The sequence below is a fragment of the Pseudomonas sp. 2VD genome (assembly GCF_005503585.1).
Lineage (GTDB): Bacteria > Pseudomonadota > Gammaproteobacteria > Pseudomonadales > Pseudomonadaceae > Pseudomonas > Pseudomonas aeruginosa.
In genome coordinates this window covers 1-1,998 of the sequence record NZ_SCND01000599.1, presented here as the reverse complement: position 1 = coordinate 1,998, position 1,998 = coordinate 1, and the positions used below count along the sequence as shown (strand labels likewise).

At 66.5% G+C, this 1,998-nt stretch carries 5 protein-coding genes; 3 read left to right on the top strand and 2 right to left on the bottom strand.

From position 1 onward, the window contains the following. Window positions 1–38 precede the first annotated feature (38 nt). Window positions 39–623 carry a hypothetical protein gene (locus tag FFS27_RS32245; protein ID WP_137952527.1) on the bottom strand — a complete coding sequence of 195 codons (585 nt, stop codon included), beginning with the start codon at window positions 621–623 and terminating at the stop codon, window positions 39–41. A 35-nt stretch (window positions 624–658) separates the two neighbouring features. Continuing rightward, window positions 659–925 (bottom strand): YebG family protein, encoded by a 267-nt coding sequence (locus FFS27_RS32240; RefSeq protein WP_003091854.1) that lies wholly within the window; start codon window positions 923–925, stop codon window positions 659–661. Between the two features lie 209 nt (window positions 926–1,134). Between FFS27_RS32240 and FFS27_RS32235 the strand changes: the two genes are divergently transcribed. From FFS27_RS32235 to FFS27_RS32225, 3 genes are all read left to right on the top strand, one after another. Next, window positions 1,135–1,404, top strand: coding sequence for a DUF2790 domain-containing protein (locus FFS27_RS32235; RefSeq protein WP_003091850.1), 270 nt, complete (start codon window positions 1,135–1,137; stop codon window positions 1,402–1,404). A gap of 119 nt (window positions 1,405–1,523) precedes the next feature. Then, window positions 1,524–1,742 carry a hypothetical protein gene (locus FFS27_RS32230; RefSeq protein ID WP_003112066.1) on the top strand — a complete coding sequence of 73 codons (219 nt, stop codon included), beginning with the start codon at window positions 1,524–1,526 and terminating at the stop codon, window positions 1,740–1,742. 76 nt (window positions 1,743–1,818) lie between these two features. After that, window positions 1,819–1,998 (top strand): RNA polymerase sigma factor (locus FFS27_RS32225; RefSeq protein WP_272483181.1); only part of this gene is annotated, 180 nt, incomplete at its 3' end.

Below are 1,998 nucleotides of genomic sequence, written 5' to 3'. Positions count from 1 at the left end.
TTCCTGGTCGATGGGGGTCGGACAAGCGCCGCGCGGACTCAGCGGCGTCGCAGGCTGGCGAGCAACTGCGCGATGAAGGCGTCGCTGCCGGAGCTGTCGAGGTAGTGCACCTGGGGACCGTCGAGCAGGTAGAGCGCGTGGTAGGGCTTGCCGGCCTGGCTGCCGCGCAGGCGATAGACCTCGGTGCCGGCCACGCGGTAGCGGCTGGCGCTGGCGCGCCGGTCGCACAAGCCGAGGGCCTGGCGCTGCGCCTGGAGACGCTCGCGCTCGGCGTCGGGCAGGCCGTCCAGCGGCAGGGCTCCGAAGAGCAGGCGAACCTGTCGCGGAAGGTCGAGCCGTTCGCCCTCGTCCGCGCCCATCTCGTTGCCTTCGAGCAGGCGGTGGGCGAGGTAATGACCCTCGGCGTAGCGGGCGATCAGCAGGTCGCCGCTGTGCAGCAGGGTGGCGGGGGCCCGTTGCAGGTCGAGTTGCAGTCTGCCGGTGCCGCCCAGGGCCAGGACCTGCGCGGCGCCGGCAGAGGCTGCCGGTGTCTCGGCGTCCGTGGCCCGGAATGGGCAGGCGAGGGCAGGGGCGCCGGCGAGGCCGAGGAGGACGCACAGCAGGCCGGCAAGTTGTCGCGGCATGTTTCGGCTCCTTGCGCTTTGCTTGCAGCGGCGGCTCATTCGTCCGCGGCGTTTTCCTCGAACAGTTCGTTGAGGGCGTCCGGCTGGTTCTTGAAGGCGCGGGCGAAGGCGTCGCGGTTCTTCGCCATGAAGATGCCGAGTTCTTCCACCTGTTCCTCCTTCAGCGACGGCACCGCCTTCTGCAGCACCTCGGCCAGCGTTTCCGCCAGCTCCAGCATCTTGTCGTAACGATCGGCTTCAGCCTTGTCCATGAACAAACGCTCCTGATCCCGACTGCTGCGGTACACCACTTCGACGGCCATTCATCACCTCTGTGCCTTCTGAGTCGCAAGGTTGCTTTGACTGGTTATCCATACAGTATATGGCGTCTTGCCGTCCGTGGATAGCGCCAGGATTGCTGGCGCATTGCCGGGGCGGTCGTCGTCTGACAGAAATGTCACGCCGGGCTCATGAGCCTGACAGTCTCCGCAGCGTAGTTTCAGGCTGAACGTTCTACCAAGGAGACATCCTCATGAGAGTGATCCCGTTGGCACTTGTCGCGCTGCTCGGCCTGGCACCGCTGGCCCAGGCGCAGCAGCAGCCCTACGGACCCAACCCGGACTCGAAATCGCTCCGCCAGCATTACGTGGAAGGGCGCCTGGACATCGCCCGGGTGATCTACAAGACCGACCTGTGGAGCGCCTGTGGGATCGTCCCGGCGCGCCTGGTCTACGAGGACTCGCAGGGCGAGCGGCATACCGTCGAGTACAAGGCCTGGGGCAGCGGTTGCAGCGGCAATTGAGCGAACCCGGCGCGGCACGGGCCGCGCCGGGTTTTCCTCGGCTCCCGCGCTTCTGCTAAGGTTGCGCGCCTGCCGTCCGTTGCGCGGCGCATACCTTCCGCCCCGCAAGGATGCCCGGCATGCAAGACCTCGGTTTCGCCCTCCTGCTCATCGGCTACGTCTGGTCCGTGGCCAGCGGCGGCCGCCGTTCGATCCCCTGCGCATTGCTCTGCCTGCTGCTGTTTCCGCTGGCGCAACTGGCCTTCGCCATCAACGACGCGCCGATGCGCCCGCCGCTGGCGCTGGCGGCCTTTGGCGCGGGCCTGGCCTACCTCGGCGGCGGCTCGGTGTTCGGCTGAGCCCGGCATCTCACAAGAATACGATTGAAAATCATTATCATAAAAAATATGCTGCTGCCCTTCTGAAAGGACGTGGGTGGATGCGCCGTTGGCGGAGCAGGATCTCAAGGCACTGTTTCTCAGGCATGCGCGGCAGTTGCAGTCGTATCTGTTGCGCAAGACCCGCGATCCGCACCTGGCGGCGGACCTGGCGCAGGAAAGCTTCCTGCGCCTGGCCGAGCAGCGGCACAAGGAGCCGATCGAGCATGTCGACGCC

Excerpts from the sequence above, each read along its gene's own strand:
- FFS27_RS32245 (WP_137952527.1), bottom strand. The coding sequence starts at position 623 with ATGCCGCGACAACTTGCCGGCCTGCTGTGCGTCCTCCTCGGCCTCGCC.
- FFS27_RS32240 (WP_003091854.1), bottom strand. The coding sequence starts at position 925 with ATGGCCGTCGAAGTGGTGTACCGCAGCAGTCGGGATCAGGAGCGTTTG.
- FFS27_RS32230 (WP_003112066.1), top strand. The coding sequence starts at position 1,524 with ATGCAAGACCTCGGTTTCGCCCTCCTGCTCATCGGCTACGTCTGGTCC.
- FFS27_RS32235 (WP_003091850.1), top strand. The coding sequence starts at position 1,135 with ATGAGAGTGATCCCGTTGGCACTTGTCGCGCTGCTCGGCCTGGCACCG.